This is a genomic window from Vreelandella sp. EE27 (assembly GCF_968206495.1).
Genome location: NZ_OZ309109.1, coordinates 3,292,986 through 3,308,156, shown reverse-complemented (window position 1 = coordinate 3,308,156; position 15,171 = coordinate 3,292,986). Strand labels below are relative to the sequence as shown.

The following is a 15,171-nucleotide window of genomic DNA, read 5'->3' as shown; positions in this document are numbered from 1 at the left end:
CATGCAAGCCGACCCGTTTGACGCCATAACGCTGGTGGTTTTGAACAGTGAACAGCTCGAAGGCCGCTCCTCCAGCAGCCATGTCTTTCATAGCGATGGGGGGACACTTGGCAGCGGCGGCCAGGACGACTGGCTGCTGCAGGACCAGGCGCGCGAGATCCAGTCGCGTCACGCCGAGATCACCAAAATCGACGGCAAGTTCTGCCTGGTGGATGCCAGCGGCCAGACCTTCATCAACCGCGCCACGCTGCCGGTAGGGCGTAATCGTAAGGTGGCCCTGCGCGACGGCGACGAGCTAACCGTGGGTGTTTACCGGCTTAAGATCCACATGGGGAATCGCCACGCCTGGCAGCCCGGCGTGCACTCGCTGACCACCCTGGTCGACGAAGAGCAGGAAGACGTCACCCGGGACGGCGGCACGGGGCCCCGGCGAAGCGAACAGCCCGCCCAGCCCGAGCGCTTTGATCAGCGCGAAGACCCGATCGAGGCGCTGGGCGGCGTGATTCCCGGCTCGCTCAAGCACGACCCCATGGCGGCGCTGGACGAAGGCGAGCCCAGCGCCCGGGACATCGAACCGCTGGAGGCGATGCCCTTCGCCCAGCGCCAGCACTATAGCCAGCACAACAGCAACGGGCAGCGCGAGCCCCGCGAAGAAGCGGTACGCCTTCCCGATATCAAACCCTTGACCGGCACGAACAAGCAGAGGAGCAGTGACATGGATGAGCGGCAACTGGACGACCTGGAGCGCTCTGTAGGCGAGCAGTTGGAGGATCGCTGGCAAAAACCGACGCCCCAGTCGCTGAGCCACGTAGGCGCCGACCCGCTGCTTCGAGGGCTGGGCTTCGACCTGCCTTTTCGCGATAGCGGCGAACAGCAGGCGTTTTTGGAAGAGGCCGGCCAAACCCTGCGCGCCACCATCGATGGCCTGCGCACCCTGCAGCAGTCACAAAACGACAGCAAGTACCCGCTGCGCGACCGCCGCCTGCAGCCGATCGAAGACAACCCGCTGCGCCTAGGGCTCTCTTTTGAGGAGACCGCCGAAACCATGTTCTCGGCCCAGCGCAGCTACGTGCATCTCTCCGCCCCCGAAGCGGTCGCCGAAAGCCTGCGCCATCAGGGCCAGCACCAGCACGCCGTGGAAGAGGCGATCGGCCAGGCCCTTGGCGCCATTCTCGATGCGTTCTCGCCCGAGGCGCTGTTGAAGCGCTTTCACGCCTACCGCGGCGCGGGTAACCGGATCGAAGACGAAGACGGCTGGGCCTGGCAGATGTACCAGCACTACTACCGCGAGCTCAATTCCGGGCGCCAGCAGGGCTTTCAAAAGCTCTTCTGGGAAGTATTCGAGCAGGCCTACGACCAGTCCGTCCGTCAGCAGCAGCGGGAGCAGCCATGAGCGCAGCCCCCCAATTTCCCGCCCCGGCGGCCACCGTGAACCTCGCGCGGCTGATCGGCGTGCTGGTGCTTTGCCTGCTGTTTGCCGGCTGCGCCTCTACGCGGGAGGCCGCCGGCAAGACCTGGGAGATCATGCGCGACCCGTCGACGCCCGTGGGTTACCCGGAAGACCGCCCGACGCTTGTCGATCTGAGCATGATCGCCGAGTCCAACGTGAACCCCAACGTGGAGGGCGAAGGCACGCCGCTGCGCTTTCAGGTGCTCCAGTTGAAAGACGACTCGATGCTCATGGCCGCCGACATTATCCAGCTAAGCGAGGATATGGAAGAAGCGCTGGGTACCAATTATCTCACCCACGATGACTTCACCTTGCTCCCCGGGCAGTGGAAATTCTATGAGCCGTTCGAGATCGACGAAGAGACGCGCTACATCGGCCTCATCGCCTTTTACGCCACGCCCAACGAGGCCGAGTGGAAAAAGGTCGTGAAGGTGAGAAGCCGCGCCGAACACTACCACCTGCTGGTTCACCTTCGGGAGAGCGAAGTAGAACTAAGGAAGGAGGACTAATGGCCAGCCGAAATCGTGTGGTATGGAGCGAAGGGCTGTTTATCAAGCCCCAGCATTTCCAGCAGCAGCAGCGAAGCCTGGAAGGGCTTTTGGATACGCGCCTGCAAGGCGTTAGCCACTATCTGTATGGCTTTCTCAGCCTGGAGCTGAACAACGAGTTCTTGAGCTTTGGCAGGGTCGCCATCAGCCGGGCCGTCGGCGTCATGCCCGACGGCGTGGCGTTTCATTTGCCAAGCGACGATACCGAACCTGCGCCCCTGGAGATCAGTGACTCGAGCATCACCAACCAGGTCGTCTATTTGGGGATTCCGCTGGCCACCGACGGCGTGGGCGAGGTGCGCTGGCCCGAAGACGACCTGCCGGCGCGCTATCGCATGACCACGCGCAGCGTGCGCGACCTGCACTCCCAGGAGGGCGCCACGGCAGATCTGGACGTAGCCCGGGTGTCGCCGCGGCTGCTGCTGGAGCGCGACGACCGCAGCGGCTACGCCTGTTTGGCGGTGGCGCGCATCGTCGAGCGCCGCCCGGACGGAAGCCTGGTGCTGGACGAGCATTTCCTGCCCACCTTGATGAACGTTCAGGCCGCGCCCAGCCTGCAGCGCTTCGTCGGTGAGATGGCGGGCTTGATGCGCGAGCGGGCGCGCAATATCGCCCAGCGCCTCTCTACGCCGCATCAGGCCGGGGTGGCGGACGTGTCGGACTTCATGCTGCTACAGCTTTTGAACCGCGCCCAGCCGCGCTTTCAACACCTGGCCAGGCTTGGCCAGCTCCACCCGGAGCGCCTCTACGACACCATGCACGAAGTGTCCTGTGAGCTGGTGACGTTTACCGACGAGTCGCGCCTGCCCCCGGAGTGCCCGGCCTACGACCACGACCACCCGGATCGCGCCTTCCGCCCGCTGATGAAGATGCTGCGCCAGGCGCTCTCGACGGTGCTGGAGCCGCGCGCGGTGGCCATCCAACTCCAGGCGCGTCGTTTTGGCCTGCTGGTGGCGCCGCTTTCCGATACCAGTCTGATCGAAACCGCCGAGTTCATTCTCGCGGTGCGCGCGGACATGCCCGGCGAGCGGCTGCGCAAGCTCTTCTTGCAGCAGACCAAGGTGGCCAGCGTCGAGCGCATTCGCGATCTCATCAGCCTGCAGCTGCCCGGCATTCCGCTGGAGCCGCTGCCGGTGGCCCCGCGGGAGCTTCCTTACCACGCCGGCTACACCTACTTCCAGCTGGACCGCCAAAGCGAGGCCTGGGGCATGCTCGAAGGTGCCAGCGGTTTTGCGTTCCACGTGGCCGGCGATTTCCCCGGTCTGGAAATGCAGTTCTGGGCGATCAGGAGTTAAGCCATGCAACAGCTTGTCACTGAAGAACAGCACCCCGGGGGTCGACGGGAGGCGTCCAAAGGCCGCCACGAGGACCTGATCAACGAGCGTGGCCTGGAGCATCTCATCCATAGCCACGCCGGTCAGCTCGACGCCGACGAAGACTACTGGTTCAAGCTGCGCGGCCATAACCTCAACCCGCTGGTCGACGCCGCGGGCAGCCTTTTGGGCATGGTGGTCCGGGTGCGCCAGCTCGACAACGTGTCCGATGTCGAGCGCCTCTATCGCCAGGTCGTCGACGAGATCGCCGCCATCGAGATCGAGCTCACCGAGCAGGGCTACGACCGCGCCACGCTTTTAGCCTACCGCTACGTGCTCTGCTCGTTCATCGACGAGGCGGTGATGGGTATGCCCTGGGGGCGCCAAAGCAAGTGGGCGGAGCACTCGCTTTTGACCCGCTTTCACAACGAAACCTGGGGCGGCGAGAAGGTCTTCTCCATTTTGGCGCGGCTTCAACAGGAGCCCAAGCGCTACCGGGACATGCTCGCCTTTATCTATCTCTGCCTCTGTTTGGGGTTCGAGGGGCGCTACCGGGTCATGTCCCACGGGCGCGACGAGTACGAACAGATCGTGCGTGCGCTGGGCGACCAGCTGTCGGCGTTAGAGCCTGCCGTCGAGGACACCCTGACCCAGCCGCTGGACAACGTGGTGCAGGGCCATCAGCGCCACCGCGGCGCCAACTTTCCCATCTGGGGTATTTTCGCGCTGTTCGGCGCGGCCATGGTGGCGGTGTATCTGGGCTTTGCCTGGTCGCTCGACCAGCAGGCCGAGCAGATCACCACGCTTCTCAACCAACTGTACCGCTAGGAGAACACCATGCTCAGGGTAGAGCTACCCGCGCTCATCGACCGCCTCAATACCATCGCCCGCCAGGGACTCGAGCAGGCCGCGGTGCTGTGCGCCCAGCAGCAGGCTCCGGAAGTGAGCGTCGGCCATCTTCTCCAGGCGCTGCTCGACCAGCCACTTTGTGATGTGCGCGTGCTCTGTGAGCGCCTCGAGGTAGACAGCGACGCGCTGCGCGCGCTGCTTGCCGAAGAGACACGGCCGCCGCGCAGCACCGAGGTCGCCACGCCCAGCTTCTCGCCGCTTTTGATCGAGCTTTTGCAGGACGCCTGGCTTCTGGCCGCCACCGAGTACCAGCACCGCACGCTGCGAAGCGGCGCGATCTTCACCGCGCTTTTACATACCCCGGAGCGCTATCTGGGCCAGGGCTCGAGGCGGCTGCTGGCAGAGATCAACCGGGAGAGCCTGCGCAGGGGGCTTGATACGCTCACCGCGGATTCCGCCGAAGCCCCCAAGGACGCCTCTCAAGAGCCTTCGAAAGCGGCGCCCGCCGGCGACGATAGCGCGCTGGCCCGCTTTGCCACCTCGCTCACCGAGCAGGCGCGCAACGGCGAGCTCGACCCGGTGCTCGGCCGCGACCCGGAAATCGACCAAATGCTCGATATCCTGGGGCGGCGGCGTAAGAACAACCCCATCGTGATCGGCGACGCCGGGGTGGGCAAAAGCGCGGTGGTCGAAGGCCTGGCCGCACGTATCGTGGCCGGGCAGGTGCCTTCCGCGCTCAGCGGGGTCGAACTCTTGAACCTCGACCTGGGGGCGCTGCAGGCCGGCGCGGCGGTCAAGGGCGAGTTCGAAAAACGCCTCAAAGCGGTGATCGACGAAGTCAAAAATGCCGCGCGCCCCACGCTTTTGTTCATCGACGAAGCCCACACGCTGATCGGTGCCGGCAATCAGGAGGGCGGCGGCGATGCGGCCAACCTGCTCAAACCGGCGCTGGCCCGTGGGGAGCTGCGCACTATCGCCGCCACCACCTGGCGCGAGTACAAAAAGTATTTCGAGAAGGACCCGGCGCTGTCGCGGCGTTTCCAGCCCGTGGCGCTGAGCGAGCCCAGCGTCGAGCAGGCGCTGGTGATACTGCGTGGCCTGCGCGATGTCTACGAGCGCGCCCATAACGTGTTGATCGGCGACAGCGGCCTGCGCGCCGCCGCCGCGCTCTCGGCGCGCTACCTGGCCGGGCGCCAACTGCCGGACAAAGCGATCGACGTGCTGGATACCGCCTGCACGCGGCTGGCCCAGGCGCTGGAAACACCGCCGCGCCAGCTAAGCCACCTGAAAAGCGCGCATACCGCGGCGCTTCGCGAGCGCGACCAGCTGGCCCGGGAGACGCTTTTGGGCCGCACCCCGGACAGCGCCCAGAGCGAGGCGTTGGCCGAGCAGTTGGCCGGGCTCGAAGAGGAGCTTGCCACCCTGGAAGCGGCATGGCAGGCCCAGCGCGAATGCGTGGACGCTATCGTGTCGCTCCACCGCCAGCTGCTCGATGCTGACGAAAACGGCGAAGCCTCGGCGCTACACGCCGAGCTTGCCGAGCGCGAGGCAACGCTCAGAGAGCTCCAGCAAAGCTTTGCGCTGGTCAATCCCAGTGTCGAAGAGGCGCAGATCGCCCAGGTCATCGGCGACTGGACCGGCGTGCCCGTCGAGCGCATGACTAGCGACGAGCTCACCCGCCTGACCGAGCTCCCCGAGCATCTGGGCGAGCTGATCAAGGGCCAGGACAGCGCGATCGAGCGTATCCATCGTCATCTGCTGACCGCCCGGGCGGACCTTCGCCGCCCGGGGCGGCCGCTGGGCGCGTTTTTGCTCGCCGGGCCCAGCGGCGTGGGCAAAACCGAAACCGTGGTGCAGATCGCCGAGCAGCTCTACGGCGGTCGCGAATTCCTCACCACCATCAACATGTCCGAGTACCAGGAAAAGCACACGGTCTCGCGGCTGATCGGCTCGCCGCCGGGCTACGTCGGCTTCGGCGAAGGCGGTCTGTTGACCGAGGCGATCCGCAAACGGCCTTACTCGGTGGTACTGCTCGACGAAGTCGAAAAAGCTCATCCGGACGTGCTGAATCTGTTCTACCAGGCGTTCGATAAGGGCGAGCTGGCCGACGGCGAAGGGCGGTTGATCGACTGCAAGAACGTGCTGTTCTTCCTCACGTCCAACCTGGGCTATGAAGCGATCAACGAGCACCGCCGCGACCCGGCCGCCCTCGACCAAGCGCTTTATCCGGTGCTGGCGGCGTTTTTCAAGCCGGCACTGCTTGCACGCATGGAGGTGGTGCCCTACCTGCCATTGGAGGGCGAGACGCTGCGCGAGATCGTGCGCGCCAAGCTCGACACCCTGGCCGGGCGCATTCGGGCCCGCCACCGCCAGGCCGAGGTGGTGCTGGACGACGCGCTACTGGAGGCGATCTGCATTCGCGCCACGCGCAGCGAAAACGGCGCGCGTATGCTCGAGTCGGTGATCGACGGCGAACTGTTGCCGCCGCTCTCCCGGGCGCTTTTGGAGCGCATGGCGCGCCGCGAAGCGGTGTCGAGCGTGGTGCTGGGGGTCGATAGTGAGCACGACCGCTTCACCGCCGAGGTCGCCTGACGCCATGACGCTTCCCGCACGCTCGTTAACCGGCCTGCCCAGTGCAGCGCTTGCGGCCATGCCGCTGGCGTTGACGCTGGTGGAGAGCGCGTCGCTTTCCGCGCTGCGCAAGCAAGCGGCCAGGCTTTTGCGCGACTGCCCGGGCGTGGACGCGGCGGAGTGTCTGTATATCGACGGCAGCGGACGCTGGCTGGGCCGGGACGGCCTCGACACGCAGTTCGACTGCGGCGACTTCAGCCACCCCTACGCCCACGTCGTGCGTAACGACAGCGCGCTCAGCCTGAGCGTCAGCGATGCCCGCCTGCGCCTGGACCACCCGGGCTTTCAGGGCCAGATCGCGTCACTTGCCACCCGCCGCCAGCTACGCCTTCGCCCGCTCCGGGCGTTGGATGGCCGGCGCGAATGGCTGGGCGTGCTGCTCCTGGCCGGCGAGCCCGAGGCGCTGGACGCGCTTTTTGATGAAGCCGGTATGGCCGCGTTCGAGGCGCTTTTATGTCGTTTGTGGGCACGCCTGGCGCGGGAGCACGGCGAGCGCCAACGCTCCCGAGTACTGCAGGATTCGCTGGCCAAGCTCAACGACGGCGCCCGCCGGCAAAGCCTTGCCAATCGCCTCGGCGAGCAGATTCTCGGCCAGTCCGCCGCCATGCAGGCGCTGAGAAGCCAGGTGGTGCGCGCCGCGGAAACCAACCTGGCGGTGCTGCTACAAGGTGAAACCGGCACCGGTAAGGACCGCGTCGCCCAGGCCATTCATGAGCTTTCCGGCCGGGCCCGCGAATCCTTCATGGCGATCAACTGCGCGGCGATCCCCGAAACGCTGCTGGAGTCCGAGCTCTTTGGCCACATCAAGGGCGCGTTCTCCGGCGCCGACCAACCCCGCGAAGGGCTGATCGCCAAGGCTCACGGCGGCACGCTGTTTCTCGATGAGATCGGCGACATGCCGCTGGCGCTACAGGCCAAGCTTTTACGCGTACTGGAGAGCGGGCGCTACCGGCCGCTGGGTTCGACCGACGAGCGCTGCGCCGATTTGCGCCTGGTGGCGGCCACGCATCAGCCGCTGCGCGAGCAGATCAAGGAGCAGCGCTTTCGAGCGGACCTTTACTACCGGCTAGGGCAGTTTCCGATCACCCTGGTGCCGCTGGCCAGCCGCCGCGACGATATCGAAACCCTGGCCCGCTCGTTCATTCGCGACTTCTGCAGCCGCGAGGCGCGCGAAGAGATGGGCATCACCCCGGCGGCGCTGCGGCTTTTACACCGCCGCGCCTACCCGGGCAACGTGCGCGAGCTTAAAAACGTGATCGACTATGCCTGCGCCATGACCCCCCAGGGGGCGGATATCGACGCCGCCATGCTGCCCGGCGAGCAAGCGCCGGACGATACGCCCGCGCTGCCAACCGAAGAGGCCAACCAGGCCCCATCCGGCGACGCCGTGCTGGAAAGCGAAATCGACGATCTGCGCCAGGCGCTGCGTGAAATCGAGTCGACGATCATTCGCAAGCGGCTGCAACGCTTCGGCGGCAACCGGGCGCAGGCGGCGGAAAGTCTGGGGCTACCCAAGCGAACCCTGGCGCACAAATGTCAGCTACTGGAGCTGGATACCAAATGAACGTGATGCTGTTAAAACGCCGATGGCCGGGCAGCGCCTTGCTGCTGCTGGGCTTATTGGCAAGTGCCGGCGTGAAGGCCCAGGCGCCCGAGGCGCTGCTGGATAGCGCCCAGGCGTGCACTGAGGAGGCGTCGCGCCTCGAGCGGCTCAACTGCTACGACGCGCTGTTTTTGGAGGCGACGACCACCCAGGAGCAGGGCGAGCTGCCCGCGCTCTGGTACGCGGTCGAACGCCAGGAAGCGGGCCGCGGTGACGACGACATGGGGCTGATCGCCAACACCACCGCGGACACTATTCTGATCAGCGTGCCGGCGCTGGGCACCACGCCGCCGCGGCCGGTGATGGTACTGGCCTGTGAAAAGTGGATCACGCGTTTCCAGCTGCACCTGCCCGCACCGCTTAGTCAGGCGCGGGTGGATGTACGGCTGGTCGGCGACAACGGCTCTATCCCTCAGCAGTGGCGCGTGCGCGACGGCGGCCGCGTGGTCAGCGGCGGGCGCGGGCTGCCCGCCATCGAGACGCTTCGCCAGTTGTTGGGTACCGGCGCCGTCACGCTGCAAAGCGACCTGGCCGAACTCGATGGGCTGCGCTTCGATGTCTCGGGTCTGCGCGAGGTCATCGACCCGCTGCGCGACGCGTGCGGCTGGTAAGGGGAGGTTCATGCAAATTACCGCAGAATCGCAGCTCGAGCCCTTGCTGGCGCCGCTTCCCGAGAACGCCGAGGGTGCGCCGGTGGGCGTGCCGGTCGAGGACAGCAACCACTACCTGACCCTGGACGAGGAGATGATGAAGATCGGCTCGCTCCAGCACGCCAGCATCGACTGGGAAAACGCCGAGACGTTGGCGATTCGCATGCTGAGCGAACAGGGCAAGGACTTGAAAGTACTGGGGCACTTGATGCACTGCATGCAGCACGGCGGCAGCGGTGTGCGCTTTGCGCTCTCGCTTCGCCTGCTGGCCCGCAGCATCGCCGCGCCCTGGTGGGAAAGCGCCTATCCCTTCGCCGGCAAGCGCGGCGACAAACTGCGCCCCCGGCTTTTTCAGCAGTTCATCCAGCGCAGTATAAAGCTGCTGGCGACGCTGGATTTCCACAACGCCCAGGACGAGTTCGAGGCCTGCGAAACATCGCTTGCCGAACTTGCCCAGCAGGTGGCGCAGAAATCACTGCCCCACCAGGCGCTGGACGAGCTGACTCGCCAACTGACCGCCCTGCGCCCGAGCCAGGAAACGAACACGGCGGCCAGCGATACGCCCGCCTCGCCAGGTGGCGAAGGGGCTTCGACATCCGCCGCTCGATCTCAGGGCCAGGCCCAGGCGCAGCCCGAGACTGCTGCCCCGGCGGCGAAGGCGCCGGAGCTTCGTCTGGAATCCGGCAACGAGCGCGGCAACCGCCAGGCCCTGCTCAACATGGCGGAGTTCATGGCCGAGCAGTCGCTGGGCGAGCCGCTGGTCTATCGCCTTCGCCGCTACGCGATCTGGAGCACGATCCAGGCGCTGCCGGGCGCCCGGGAGAACGGCAAGACCGAACTGGCGCCGGTCTCGGCGGACCGTACCGCCGAGTACCGCGAGGCGCTGGCGAAGGGCGGCGATTCAAGCCTTTGGCAGCGAATCGAAAAAAGCCTCGCGGTGAGCCCTTACTGGTTGGAAGGCCACCGGCTGAGTGCCGGGCTTGCCAAACAGCTGGGCCACCCGCGCTGCGCCGAGGCGATTCGCGATGAAACCCAGCGCTTCGTACAGCGCCTGCCGGGGATCGAGGCGCTCACCTTCAATAACGGCGCCGCGTTCGTCGACGAGGAAACCGCGCGCTGGCTGCAAAGCGCCCAACAGGGGGGCGCGGCGCCGGAAAGCGGGGGCGAGGCCTGGCACCAGGGGCTCGAAGAGGCGCGCGAGGCGCTGGCGCAAAACGACACCGGCGCGGCGCTAAAAGTGTTGGACCAAGGCCTGGGCGCGGCGCGCTCGCCCAGAGAGAGCGCCTACTGGCGGCTGGCAAGCGCGGAGCTTTTGGAAGAGGCGGGGCTTTCGAGCCTGGCGCAGCAGCACTACGTCACGCTCCACCAAACGGTCAGCGAGCTGGCGCTGGAGCAGTGGGAGCCTTCGCTGATCGCACGTTTGAAAGCCGCGCTGCCGGAGACCCCCTCGGGGTGAACGCCAACCGTACCACCAGGGTAAACCGATGGTCATCATCAATAGGGACGAGGGATAAAGGCTAATGTGGTCAACCTTGAAATCAAAGCTGAGCCGCTACGTGCCGGGCTTCTCCCGGGCGCAAACGGCGAAAAACCGGGCCAACGCCCACGTCAACAAAGTCAAAGGACTCTCGCGGCTCTCCATGCTCTTGTGGGCCGTGCTGGTGGCGTTGCTGCTGGTGGCGATCTGGTGGTTCGGGCCGAGCTGGGAAGTGCGCGGGGTGACGCCGCTTGCCCCCTTCATCAACCGCCTGGCGGCCACGCTCATTATCGTCACGGTCGTGGCCGTGGTGTGGGGCGTTCGCCTGGCCCGGCGGCTGCGCGACATGGACTCCGAGCGCGAGCAGGAACAGGCGCGCCAGCACGACCCGATCATGTCCCAGGTCGAGCGCCAAGAGGAGTCGCTCAACGGCGTGCTCGACGAGATCATCGAGAGCCTGGGCGGCGGCAACGGCCGCTACCGGCTGCCCTGGTATCTGGTCATGGGCGTGGAGAACGCGGGCAAGACCAGTTTGATCAACCGCTCCGGCCAGAACTTCGCCCTGACCCACGTGATGAAGGCCACCGGGCAGAGCAGCAAACAAGGCCAGCTCGGCTTTGACTGGTGGATCGGCGACAAGGCGGTGTTGATCGACCCGGATGGCGAACTCTTGACCCAGGGCGCCATGGAAGGCGGCGAACCCCAGGAGCTTCAGCGCAGGCTTTGGGATCACTTCGTGGAGTGGCTGGAGCGTAACCGCGCCCGGCGCCCGCTGGATGGCATCGTGCTGGTGCTCGACCTGGCGCGCCTGAGCCACGCCCAGGTGGCGGTGCGTAAAGCCTACGCCACGCTTTTGCGCAGCCGCCTGCGCGAGCTGATGGAGCGCCACGGCGCCCGGCTTCCCGTGTATGTCACCTTTAGCAAGATGGACCTGCTCCACGGCTTCGACGACTTCTTCCGTCATTACTCCCGCGCCGCGCGCAAGGCGCCGCTGGGCTTCACCTTCACCCCGGACTCCATCGATACCCCCGGGCAGTGGGAGGCGGAGTTCGAGGCCGATTTCGACGCCATGCTCACGCGGCTCAACCACATGATGCCCGCCATGCTCTCGGAGTGCCGCGACCGCGAGGAGCGCGAATCGGTGTTTCGCTTCGTGCGCCAACTGGCTGGGCTTCGCGACGTGCTGCTGGGCTTTTTGACCGAGGCGCTCTCCAGCGACCGCTTCTCGACCGCGGCGATGGTGCGCGGCACCTACTTTACCTCGGTCTACCAGCAGGGCGTGCCCGAGGACCCCTTCGTCGACGCCGCGGCCCGGCGCTACGGCATGGACGACAGCGTGCAACCCGCCCACCGCGCGGCACGCAGCGCGCTCTACTTCACCGAAGAGCTGTTCGAGAAGGTGATCTACCCCGAGGCGGGCCTTGCCTCTGACAACGCGCGCGTCGCCCAGCGGCGCCAGCGCATGCGCAACGCAAGCCTGGCCGCCTGCGCTATTCTGGGGCTGGGGCTGGTCGGCGGCTGGACCCACTTCTACCAGAAAAACAGCGTCTCGCTTTCCGCGGTGGAAGAGCGCGCGGAAACCTTTTTGGCCACCCAGCCGGAGGCCTTCCAAAGCGACGACCCCAGCGGTCGCGAGCTTCTGGACCCGCTGGACCGGCTGCGCTACGCCATGGAAACCTTCGGTGAGTACCGCACCCATACGCCGTACCTGGCGGACATGGGGCTTTACCAGGGCCACGTAATCGGCGCCCAGGTCGAGCGGGCGTATCTGGCCATGCTGGAGCATCAATTCCTGCCCGCACTAATGATCGGCATCATGGACGACATGAACCGCGCCGAAGAGGGCAGCAACGAAAAACTCGCCTTGCTTCGCGTACTGCGCATGATGTCGGATCAAAGCGGGCGCCAGACCGAGCGCGTGGAGCGCTACATGGCGAATCGCTGGCAGAGCTACTTCCCCCAGCAGGGCGAGGTGCAGCAGCGCCTGATGATGCATCTGGATTACGCCATGCAGCACAGCGACCTTCAGGGGCGTGTCGAGGCGGGCAGCCCGAACGCCGAGCAGGCCATGGCGCCGCTTCAAGGCAGCATCGCCTCCGCTCAGCAGGATCTCTCCCGTCAGCCGATCGACGAGCGGGTCTACGCCGCGCTCAAGGCCGCCGGCAGCCGCCAGGGCCAGGCGCTGGATCTGCGTCGCAGCGTGGGCACGCTCTTCAACACCGTGTTCATGGCGCGCAATGACGACCCGGAGCACGTGACGCTGCCTTACCTGGTCACCCGTGACGGCTTCGAAAGCTACTTCCTGCAGGAGCTCGACCGCGCCGTGGAGCTGGCCCTGATCGACATCTGGGTGCTCGGTCAGCGCGACGACATCAACTTTAGCGAGGCGGATAAAGAGCAGCTTCAAACCGCGCTGCGCGAGTACTACGTGAGCGACTACCAGGTGAGCTGGCGCGACGCGATGGCCAATACGCAGCTGGTACCGCTGCCGGATATCCGTCAGGCGATCGTGGTGGCGGATGCGCTGGTCGGCGCCCAGCGCCCGCTGGACCGGCTGCTGGACGCGGTGGAGCGCAATACCAGCCTCTACCCGGAGCTCCCCGAGGACGACGACCAGGCCCGCGAGGCGCTGCGCCAGTCTCAGCGCTACCAGTTGGCGCTGGCCATCGAGCAGCCCTTCACCGATCTTAACCGGCTAAGCCAGGCCGACAACGGCAACCCCTCGTCGCTGAACGAGATCAAGACCGCGGTGACGTCGCTGCGCGATTACCTGATGGAGATCGAAGAGTCGAGCGACAGCGGCCGCGCCGCCTTCTTGAGCGCCCGCGACCGGCTCTCGCTGCGCGGTAACGACCCGATCGAAAACCTCAAGCGTATCGCCGACAACACCCCGGAGCCGGTCGCCAGCATGCTCCACCGCTTGGCGGACCAAAGCTGGGAGCTTTTGATGGTCAGCGCCACGCGCCACCTGGAAAGCCTGTGGCTCGACGAAGTGGTCGCGCCGTACCAGGAGCGCCTGGCCGGGCGCTATCCCATCGCGCCCAACGCCACCCAGGAGGTCGCGCTCAACGACTTCGAGGACTTCTTCGCCCCCGGCGGCATCCTCGATACGTTCTATCAGGACAGCCTGCAGCCCTTCATCGAAGGCGCGCCGGAGTACCTGACCGACGCCCAGGGCAACTCGCTGCTGCGCGAAAGCCTCTACACGGCGGTGGACCAGGCCGAGCAGATTCGCCGCGCCTACTTCAGCCGCGACGGCGCGCTCGATGTCGAGTTCGCTCTGGAGCCGGTCAGCTTGAGCGCCAACAAGCGCCGCAGCGTCATCAGTGTCGATGGTCAGTTGATCGAATACGCCCACAGCGTTAGCCAGCGGGTATCGATGATCTGGCCCAACGCCCTGCGCGGCGGCACCGAAAGCCGCCTCACCATGGTGCCAAGCGAAGTGAACCGTTCGCCGCGAAGCGTCAGTCAGGATGGCGCCTGGGCCTGGTTCAGGCTGCTGGAGCAGGCCGAGGTCACCAGCGTGAGCGAGCGCGAGCTAGAGCTTCGTTTCAACGTGGATGGCGGCACCATGCGCTACCGGCTGTTTGCCGGCGGCGCACCCAACCCGTTTACCCGGCCGCTGGCCGCAGGGTTTCAGCTTCCCTCCGCCCTTTACGCCGAGCGAGGTGGCCATGCTGACGCAACTTAAAAAGCTCTTTAGCGGGGCGGACAAGCCGGCCTCGCGCCATAAGCGCGCCAAGGGCCGGCGCGCCCGGCCCCTGGAGGCTGCCCGGGAAGAGGACATCGACAACTTCATCGAAGCGGTCTACCAGGCCGATGGCCGGGGCTATTCGCCCTGGCTGCTGCGCGACAAAAGCGCCCTCGATACGCTGCGCCGCGCGCTGGAGTTCACCGTGCACCGCCAGGTATGGCTACAGCGTGATGACGGGCAGGTGGCGCACTGGCAGGGGCAGCTTTTGGCGCTACGCCACGGCGATGGGCCGCCGCTGGGCATGGTGTTGGCCTGCCGGCCCGACGACGAGTCGGCCTGGCAGCTCAAGTTCTTTTATATCAGCAAGGAGTGGAAGGGCAGCGGCCACGGTACGAGGCTACTGCGCGCGCTACGGCGAAGCTTGAGCGGCGTGCCGCTACAAACGCGGCTGCCGCTCAACTGCCACTCGGCGGTCAATAGCCTGGAAACCGCAGGCTTTAGCCGCCAGCACGTGGATGCCCAGGAAATCGCCAGTTTCGAGGCGCCCGCTAAGTGGGATGAATGAGCGGGACGTACGAGCGGGCTGAATAGCCAGGATACGCAAGCGCCACCCACGAGCAACATGAATAAGCGCACGCACACGCTGACGCGGAGAAGGAGTCGAGCAATGGGCCAAAAATTCGTACTGGTAGGGGATATCGGCACCGAGCACAACGGCTATGTGCCCTCGCCGGTCATCTCGGGTAGCCCCACGGTCATCATGGACGGCAAGCCGGTGGCCCGTAAAGGCGACCCCCTGGAGGCGCACAAAAAGCCCAGCCACTCGCCCCACCCGCGCAGTATCGCTCAGGGTTCCGGCACTATTTTCGTCGACGGCAAGCCCGTTGCACTCACCAGCCACGACGTTGATTGCGGCGGCGTGGTGATCGGTTCAGGTTCAGGAGAGGGAAGTTAAC

General features: G+C 66.0%; 11 protein-coding genes. All 11 read left to right on the top strand.

Translation table 11 applies throughout. The features are described from left to right. Position 1 precedes the first annotated feature (1 nt). A complete protein-coding gene (tagH, locus tag ACWHVV_RS15490) occupies positions 2-1,393 on the top strand; it encodes a type VI secretion system-associated FHA domain protein TagH (RefSeq protein WP_447927023.1) in 1,392 nt (463 codons plus the stop codon). Beyond that, entirely contained in the window at positions 1,390-1,959 is a 570-nt protein-coding gene (tssJ, locus tag ACWHVV_RS15485; RefSeq protein ID WP_447927022.1) for a type VI secretion system lipoprotein TssJ, read from the top strand. The genes tagH and tssJ overlap by 4 nt, the downstream gene beginning before the upstream one ends. Continuing rightward, positions 1,959-3,293, top strand: a complete 1,335-nt coding sequence (gene tssK / locus ACWHVV_RS15480; RefSeq protein ID WP_447927021.1) for a type VI secretion system baseplate subunit TssK — start codon at positions 1,959-1,961, stop codon at positions 3,291-3,293. The genes tssJ and tssK overlap by 1 nt, the downstream gene beginning before the upstream one ends. A gap of 3 nt (positions 3,294-3,296) precedes the next feature. Further along, a complete protein-coding gene (gene icmH / locus ACWHVV_RS15475) occupies positions 3,297-4,139 on the top strand; it encodes a type IVB secretion system protein IcmH/DotU (protein WP_447529915.1) in 843 nt (280 codons plus the stop codon). A 9-nt stretch (positions 4,140-4,148) separates the two neighbouring features. After that, positions 4,149-6,752: a type VI secretion system ATPase TssH gene (gene tssH / locus ACWHVV_RS15470; RefSeq protein ID WP_447927020.1), complete on the top strand. Its 2,604-nt coding sequence runs from the start codon at positions 4,149-4,151 to the stop codon at positions 6,750-6,752. 4 nt (positions 6,753-6,756) lie between these two features. Then, a complete protein-coding gene (locus ACWHVV_RS15465) occupies positions 6,757-8,355 on the top strand; it encodes a sigma-54 interaction domain-containing protein (protein WP_447927019.1) in 1,599 nt (532 codons plus the stop codon). Next, entirely contained in the window at positions 8,352-9,005 is a 654-nt protein-coding gene (gene vasI, locus ACWHVV_RS15460) for a type VI secretion system-associated protein VasI (protein ID WP_447927018.1), read from the top strand. The genes ACWHVV_RS15465 and vasI overlap by 4 nt, the downstream gene beginning before the upstream one ends. Before the next feature lie 10 nt (positions 9,006-9,015). Then, a complete protein-coding gene (gene tssA, locus ACWHVV_RS15455; protein ID WP_447927017.1) occupies positions 9,016-10,500 on the top strand; it encodes a type VI secretion system protein TssA in 1,485 nt (494 codons plus the stop codon). A gap of 76 nt (positions 10,501-10,576) precedes the next feature. After that, entirely contained in the window at positions 10,577-14,212 is a 3,636-nt protein-coding gene (gene tssM, locus ACWHVV_RS15450) for a type VI secretion system membrane subunit TssM (RefSeq protein WP_447927016.1), read from the top strand. Beyond that, a complete protein-coding gene (locus tag ACWHVV_RS15445; RefSeq protein ID WP_447529909.1) occupies positions 14,196-14,780 on the top strand; it encodes a GNAT family N-acetyltransferase in 585 nt (194 codons plus the stop codon). The genes tssM and ACWHVV_RS15445 overlap by 17 nt, the downstream gene beginning before the upstream one ends. A gap of 102 nt (positions 14,781-14,882) precedes the next feature. After that, on the top strand, positions 14,883-15,170 hold the full coding sequence (locus tag ACWHVV_RS15440) for a type VI secretion system PAAR protein (RefSeq protein WP_447927015.1): 288 nt from the start codon (positions 14,883-14,885) through the stop codon (positions 15,168-15,170). The last annotated feature ends 1 nt before the right edge of the window (position 15,171 follow it).

Bases quoted from the DNA above. Each gene is read 5' to 3' on its own strand.
- tagH (WP_447927023.1), top strand. From the start codon at position 2: ATGCAAGCCGACCCGTTTGACGCCATAACGCTGGTGGTTTTGAACAGT.
- tssJ (WP_447927022.1), top strand. From the start codon at position 1,390: ATGAGCGCAGCCCCCCAATTTCCCGCCCCGGCGGCCACCGTGAACCTC.
- tssK (WP_447927021.1), top strand. From the start codon at position 1,959: ATGGCCAGCCGAAATCGTGTGGTATGGAGCGAAGGGCTGTTTATCAAG.
- icmH (WP_447529915.1), top strand. From the start codon at position 3,297: ATGCAACAGCTTGTCACTGAAGAACAGCACCCCGGGGGTCGACGGGAG.
- tssH (WP_447927020.1), top strand. From the start codon at position 4,149: ATGCTCAGGGTAGAGCTACCCGCGCTCATCGACCGCCTCAATACCATC.
- ACWHVV_RS15465 (WP_447927019.1), top strand. From the start codon at position 6,757: ATGACGCTTCCCGCACGCTCGTTAACCGGCCTGCCCAGTGCAGCGCTT.
- vasI (WP_447927018.1), top strand. From the start codon at position 8,352: ATGAACGTGATGCTGTTAAAACGCCGATGGCCGGGCAGCGCCTTGCTG.
- tssA (WP_447927017.1), top strand. From the start codon at position 9,016: ATGCAAATTACCGCAGAATCGCAGCTCGAGCCCTTGCTGGCGCCGCTT.
- ACWHVV_RS15445 (WP_447529909.1), top strand. From the start codon at position 14,196: ATGCTGACGCAACTTAAAAAGCTCTTTAGCGGGGCGGACAAGCCGGCC.
- ACWHVV_RS15440 (WP_447927015.1), top strand. From the start codon at position 14,883: ATGGGCCAAAAATTCGTACTGGTAGGGGATATCGGCACCGAGCACAAC.